This is a genomic window from Mycobacterium sp. TH-M25 (assembly GCF_057473665.1).
This window is the reverse complement of the sequence record NZ_JBYCLA010000343.1, coordinates 1-5,293: the sequence shown is the minus strand read 5'-3', so window position 1 is coordinate 5,293 and position 5,293 is coordinate 1. Positions and strand designations below refer to the sequence as shown.

The 5,293-nt window shown below is 66.4% G+C and carries 7 protein-coding genes and 1 pseudogene; 5 read left to right on the top strand and 3 right to left on the bottom strand.

Annotated elements, in window-relative coordinates:
* Positions 1-219 (bottom strand): SDR family NAD(P)-dependent oxidoreductase (locus AC2VOU_RS11545; protein ID WP_486957498.1); only part of this gene is annotated, 219 nt, incomplete at its 3' end.
* Between the two features lie 11 nt (positions 220-230).
* A complete protein-coding gene (locus tag AC2VOU_RS11540) occupies positions 231-1,016 on the bottom strand; it encodes an SDR family oxidoreductase (protein ID WP_486957497.1) in 786 nt (261 codons plus the stop codon).
* Between the two features lie 78 nt (positions 1,017-1,094).
* Here AC2VOU_RS11540 and echA20 point away from each other — a divergent pair, with 78 nt between their 5' ends.
* The 5 genes from echA20 to AC2VOU_RS11515 all read left to right on the top strand — a co-directional run bounded on the left by echA20 (position 1,095) and on the right by AC2VOU_RS11515 (position 5,084).
* On the top strand, positions 1,095-1,862 hold the full coding sequence (gene echA20 / locus AC2VOU_RS11535) for a (7aS)-7a-methyl-1,5-dioxo-2,3,5,6,7,7a-hexahydro-1H-indene-carboxyl-CoA hydrolase (RefSeq protein ID WP_486957496.1): 768 nt from the start codon (positions 1,095-1,097) through the stop codon (positions 1,860-1,862).
* Complete coding sequence (gene ipdA / locus AC2VOU_RS11530; protein WP_486957495.1) at positions 1,859-2,743, top strand: cholesterol ring-cleaving hydrolase subunit IpdA; 885 nt, start codon at positions 1,859-1,861, stop codon at positions 2,741-2,743. The genes echA20 and ipdA overlap by 4 nt, the downstream gene beginning before the upstream one ends.
* Entirely contained in the window at positions 2,740-3,492 is a 753-nt protein-coding gene (gene ipdB, locus AC2VOU_RS11525; protein ID WP_486957494.1) for a cholesterol ring-cleaving hydrolase subunit IpdB, read from the top strand. Before ipdA ends, ipdB begins: the two co-directional genes overlap by 4 nt.
* Positions 3,493-3,494: 2 nt before the next feature.
* On the top strand, positions 3,495-4,553 hold the full coding sequence (gene ipdC / locus AC2VOU_RS11520; protein WP_486957499.1) for a (3aS,4S,5R,7aS)-5-hydroxy-7a-methyl-1-oxo-octahydro-1H-indene-4-carboxyl-CoA dehydrogenase: 1,059 nt from the start codon (positions 3,495-3,497) through the stop codon (positions 4,551-4,553).
* Between the two features lie 264 nt (positions 4,554-4,817).
* Entirely contained in the window at positions 4,818-5,084 is a 267-nt protein-coding gene (locus AC2VOU_RS11515; RefSeq protein ID WP_486957493.1) for a CDGP domain-containing protein, read from the top strand.
* Between the two features lies 1 nt (position 5,085).
* On the opposite strand, the pseudogene AC2VOU_RS11510 reads toward AC2VOU_RS11515, so the two are convergent.
* A pseudogene (locus AC2VOU_RS11510) lies at positions 5,086-5,293 on the bottom strand (acetyl-CoA C-acetyltransferase); the annotation flags it as partial.

Here is a 5,293-nt window from a genome sequence, read left to right as displayed (position 1 = left end):
GTTGGAGCCGTTGGCGACGGCTTCGCCTCCCGCAGCGGTGATCTCGTCGACCACACCCTGCGCCGCGCTGCCGCCGCCGGCCGGTGAGCCGTCCAGGCCCACACCGATGTCGTTGACGACGACACGGGCGCCTTCGGCGGCGAACGCCAAGGCATGCGCCCGCCCGATGCCGCCGCCTGCTCCGGTGACGATGACCACGCGGCCGTCGACTAGTCCCACTGCTGACTCCTTTACTTGATCGCGGTCGCGTTGGTGGTGGCCAGGTAGGGTGGCGGCTCGCCGCCGCCATGCACCTCGAGCGAGGCGCCGCTGATGTAGGACGCCGCATCCGAGGCCAAAAAGGCTGCGGCCCAACCGACATCGGCGGGCGTCGCAAGGCGGCCGAGCGGCACATTCTTCGAGATCGCGGCAATCGAGTCGGCGTCGCCGTAGAACAGTTCCGACTGCTCGGTTGCGACCATGCCGACGACACAGGCGTTGACCCGGACCTTCGGCCCCCATTCCACCGCGAGCGTCTGGGTGAGGCTTTCCAGGCCGGCCTTGGCCGCGCCGTAGGCGCCAGTGCCCGGTGATGGCCGTCGGCCGCTGAGACTACAGATGTTGACGATCGATCCGCCACCGGACTGGCTTTGCATCACCTCGTTGGCGTGCTGGGAAACCGACAGCGCGCCAAGCAGGTTCAGTTCGATGATCTTGCGGTTGAACTTTGCGCTGGACTCTGCCGTCAAGACGAAGGGCGAACCGCCGGCGTTGTTCACCACCGCATCGAGGCGGCCGTGGCGCTCCACGATCGCGCCGATCATCGCCTTGACGGCGTCGTCGTCGCGGATGTCGCAGGGGTGGAATTCGTAGGGCAGGCTTGCGACTTCGCGCCGAGCGCAGGTGACGACGGTGGCACCTTGCGCGGCGAAAATTGTGCTGATGCCGGCGCCAACCCCTCGAACACCGCCAGTCACCAGCACGACCCAGCCGGTGAGCCCGAAGCTGAACGCGGGGCCTTCGTCGGCGTGAGTCACTGTGCTAGCGTACCAAGCAAGTGCTTGCTTTCCTAAATCTCCCCTGTCGCCCCCCCAAGGAAGTGGTCGAGGATCTCGATGACAATCACGTCGCGCACCGTCGAACCGGGGATAGTCGCGGTCACCGTCGACTACCCGCCCGTCAACGCCATCCCGTCCCGCGGATGGTTCGAACTCGGCGAAGTCCTGACCGCCGCCGGCAACGACCAGACCACGCACGCGGTCATCCTGCGAGCCGAAGGTCGCGGCTTCAACGCCGGGGTGGACATCAAGGAAATGCAGCGCACTCAAGCTGCCGGCCAAGGCTATGCCGCACTGATCGACGCCAACCGCGGCTGCTACGCCGCCTTCCGCGCGGTCTACGAATGCGCAGTCCCGGTGATCGCCGCGGTCAACGGATTCTGCGTCGGGGGCGGCATCGGCCTGGTAGGCAACGCCGACGTCATCGTGGCCTCCGACGATGCCACCTTCGGCCTGCCCGAGGTCGAGCGCGGCGCACTGGGCGCGGCGACCCATCTGTCGCGACTGGTGCCGCAACACATGATGCGGCGGATGTTCTTCACCGCCGCCACCGTCGATGCTGCGACCCTGCATCACTTCGGCTCGGTGCACGAGGTGGTGCCACGGGAGGAACTCGACGAGGCCGCGCTGCGGGTAGCCCGCGACATCGCCGCCAAAGACACCCGGGTGATCCGCGCGGCCAAGGAGGCGCTGAACCTGATCGACGTCCAACGGGTCAACTCCAGTTACCGCATGGAGCAAGGCTTTACCTTCGAACTCAACCTCGCCGGAGTGGCCGACGAACACCGCGACGCGTTCGCCGGAACGGAGAAGAGCAAGAAGTGAGCAACAAGGTCATTTCGCTCGATGACGCCGTCGCTCAGGTCCGCAGCGGCATGACCATCGGCATCGGCGGCTGGGGGTCGCGGCGCAAGCCGATGGCCTTCATCCGCGCGCTGCTGCGCACCGACGTCAAGGATCTGACCGTGGTGACCTACGGCGGCCCGGACGTCGGACTGTTGTGTTCGGCCGGCAAGGTCAAGCGGGTCTACTACGGGTTCGTCTCGCTGGACTCACCGCCGTTCTACGACCCCTGGTTCGCCGAGGCCCGCAGCAGCGGAGCGCTCGAGGCCCGCGAAATGGACGAGGGCATGCTGCGCTGTGGGCTACAGGCCGCGGCACAACGGTTGCCGTTCTTGCCGATTCGCGCCGGACTGGGTAGTTCGGTGCTCGATTTCTGGGAGGGTGAGCTGAAAACGGTCACCAGCCCGTATGAGGCGCCTGGCGGCGGGCAGGAGACGCTGCTGGCGATGCCGGCTCTGAATCTGGACGCCGCGTTCGTGCATCTCAATCTCGGCGACGTCCGGGGCAATGCCGCCTACACCGGTATCGACCCCTACTTCGACGATCTGTTCCTGATGGCCGCCGACAAACGTTTCCTGTCGGTGGAGCGCATCGTCTCTACCGAGGAATTGGTCAAAGCCGTACCGCCACAAGCACTGCTGGTGAACCGGATGATGGTCGACGGCGTGGTCGAGGCGCCCGGGGGCTCGCACTTCACCACCGCGGCGCCGGATTACGGCCGGGACGAGAAATTCCAGCGACACTACGCCGAGGCCGCAGCCACGGACGAGGGATGGCAGACGTTCGTGCAGACCTACCTGTCCGGCGGCGAAGCCGAATACCAAGCGGCCGTGCGCAAGTTCGCCGAGGAGGCGTCATCGTGACCGACACCGCGAGTACCCGCGCCGAAGTCTGCGCGGTCGCCTGCGCCGACCTGTTTCGCGACGCGGGCGAAATCATGGTCAGCCCCATGACGAACATGGCATCGGTCGGCGCGCGACTGGCCCGGCTGACGTTCTCCCCCGACATCCTGCTCACCGACGGCGAAGCGCAGCTGCTCGCTGACACCCCCGCACTGGGCAAGACCGGCCCGGTCGAGGGCTGGATGCCGTTCGGCCGGGTGTTCGAGACGCTGGCCTGGGGTCGGCGGCACGTGGTGATGGGCGCCAATCAGGTTGACCGCCATGGCAATCAGAACATCTCGGCATTCGGTCCGCTGCAGCAGCCGAAGCGGCAGATGTTCGGTGTGCGCGGCGCCCCCGGCAACGCCATCAACCACGCGACGAGCTACTGGGTGGGCAACCACTCCAGCCGGGTGTTCTGCGAGACCGTCGATGTGGTGTGCGGTGTCGGCTGGGACAACGTCGACACCGACAACCCGGCGTTCCGGTTCGCCAACACCTATCGGGTGGTCAGCAATCTCGGCGTGTTCGACTTCGGCGGTCCGGACCGCACGATGCGCGCGCTGTCGCTGCACCCCGGCGTCACGGCCGACGAGGTGCGGGATAACACCTCGTTCGAGTTGGCCGGCCTCGACGACGCCGGCGAATCACGGTTGCCGACCGACGACGAGTTGCGCCTGATTCGCGAGGTCATCGACCCGAAGGCATTACGCGACCGGGAGATCCGTTGACAATGAAACTGCGCACACCGCTGACCGAGCTGCTCGGTGTCGAGCACCCGGTAGTACAGACCGGCATGGGCTGGGTGGCCGGCGCACGTCTGGTGGCAGCGACCTCCAACGCGGGCGGACTGGGCATCCTCGCCTCGGCCACCATGACGCTCGATGAATTGGCCGTCGCGATCGGCAAGGTCAAGGCGGCCACCGACAAACCGTTCGGCGTCAACATCCGCGCCGATGCAGGCGACGCCGGCGACCGGGTGGACCTGATGATCCGCGAGGGCGTCAAGGTCGCGTCGTTCGCGTTGGCGCCCAAGCAGGAATTGATCACCCAACTCAAAGAAGCCGGCTCCGTGGTGATTCCGTCGGTCGGACTGGCCAAGCACGCCCGCAAGGTGGCCTCCTGGGGCGCCGACGCGGTGATCGTCCAAGGCGGCGAAGGCGGCGGACACACCGGGCCGATCGCCACCACGCTGCTGCTGCCCTCGGTGCTCGACGCCGTGAGCATTCCGGTGATCGCCGCGGGCGGGTTCTTCGACGGCCGTGGCCTGGCCGCGGCATTGTCGTATGGCGCAGCCGGGGTGGCAATGGGCACCCGGTTCCTGCTCACCTCGGATTCCACCGTCCCCGAAGCGGTGAAACAGCGCTACCTGCAGTCCGCACTCGACGGCACCGTCGTCACCACCCGCGTCGACGGTATGCCGCACCGGGTATTGCGCACCGGGTTGGTCGAGAAGCTGGAGAGCGGTTCGCGCGCAAGGGGTTTCGCCGCGGCGGTGCGTAACGCCGGCAAGTTCAAGAAGCTGTCGCAGATGACCTGGGCGTCGATGATCCGCGACGGCCTGGCGATGCGGCACGGTAAACAGCTGACCTGGTCGCAGGTGGTGATGGCAGCCAACACGCCGATGCTACTCAAAGCCGGTCTGGTCGAAGGCAACACCGACGCCGGAGTGCTGGCGTCCGGACAGGTGGCCGGCATCGTCGAGGACCTGCCGTCGTGCGCGGAGCTGATCGAGTCAATCGTCGCCGACGCCGTCAAGCACCTACAGGCCGCGACGGCCTTCGTGCAGTGATCTCAGGACTCGACGAGCTTCAGGGTGTGCCCGGTCGGGTCGTGGAACCAGAACATCGGCGGAATCGGTTCGCCCATTCGTGAGACCTCTGCATCGACGTCGACGCCGGCATCGCGCCGGGATCTCGCGCCGAACGTGTAACCAGTGCGAAAATCCCGCTCTCGAGTAGCACTGGTTACACGTTCGGCAACCGTCAATCGACGCCGGAACCGGCAACGGCAGCCTGGCCAGGCGGTAACGTCACGTGGTGGACGGGAGGCAACCATGAAACGCTGCATCGTCGGAGGATGCGCGGTCCTGCTGATGGCTGGAGTTCTGGTCGACTCGGCGCCGCCGGCCCGCGCCGGATGCATCTCTGCCCCTGGCGTGATCAACAAGTGCGACGGACCCATCCAATCCGACGGCACCTGGCAGCGTTGTGTAATGACGACTCACCTGTCTTACCAGGGCGCCAGCTCGTTCCTGATACCCGAAAAGAGCTGCGAAACAATTGGGCCCGGTATGGCCGACCCACCCGGGCACATCGACTGAGCTACAGCCGCTCGATGATCGTGACGTTGGCGGTGCCGCCGCCCTCGCACATCGTCTGCAGGCCGTACCGGCCGCCGGTGCGCTCGAGTTGATTGAGCATGGTGGTGAAAAGCTTTGCCCCAGTTGCACCTAACGGGTGGCCCAGTGCGATCGCGACGCCGTTGGGGTTGACCTTCTCCGGGTCGGCCTTGATCTCCTTGAGCCAGGCC